This is a genomic window from Gordonia gummivorans, assembly GCF_022513585.1.
In the GTDB taxonomy this organism is placed as follows: Bacteria; Actinomycetota; Actinomycetes; order Mycobacteriales; family Mycobacteriaceae; genus Gordonia.
On the sequence record NZ_JAKWBF010000092.1, the window covers coordinates 1 to 599 of the forward strand.

Genomic DNA, 599 nt, shown 5'->3' on the forward strand with positions numbered 1-599 from the left:
GATGTGGATGCGGTGATCGGGGAGAAACTGCACACCATGATCGACGCCCTGGCCGCACCTCGTCCCGAACCCGACGGCTCTCCGGATGCCCGCTCGCCCGGGCGTCGCCGCTCCGAAGCGTTGGAACGCATCCTTGATGCCGCCGCCCACGGGGATGACAGGTTGGTGGGCATGCCGAAACATCAAGTGCTGCTCACGTTGCCGGCGGACAATCCGGATCTGGCGTCGATGGCGTTCACCGGACCCGTCACCCTGGACACCGCCCGGTTGTTGACCTGTGATGCGGTGGTCACCGCGATCACCGTCGACAAGGACGGGGTGCCGGTGGCGATGACCGACAACCTACGCCTGTTCCCACCACACCTGCGTCGAGCGTTGATCGTGCGGGACGGAGGGTGCTGCATCAAATGCGGCGCGCCGGCGTCCTGGGCCCACGCACACCACATCAAACACCACGCCGACGGCGGCAGAACCGTCCTGGACAACGGGTGCCTACTCTGCCCGTCCTGCCACACCGATGTGCACCACAACGGGTGGGACGTCGTCCTCGGGGCTGACCGCCACCCCTGGCTGATCCCGCCGGCCAGTGTCGATCCCGA

At 66.9% G+C, this 599-nt stretch carries 1 protein-coding gene; it reads left to right on the forward strand.

All coding sequences use genetic code 11. From position 1 onward, the window contains the following. A partial coding sequence (locus tag MKW15_RS24240) for an HNH endonuclease (RefSeq protein ID WP_240862958.1) occupies window positions 1-599 on the forward strand: 599 nt, incomplete at both ends.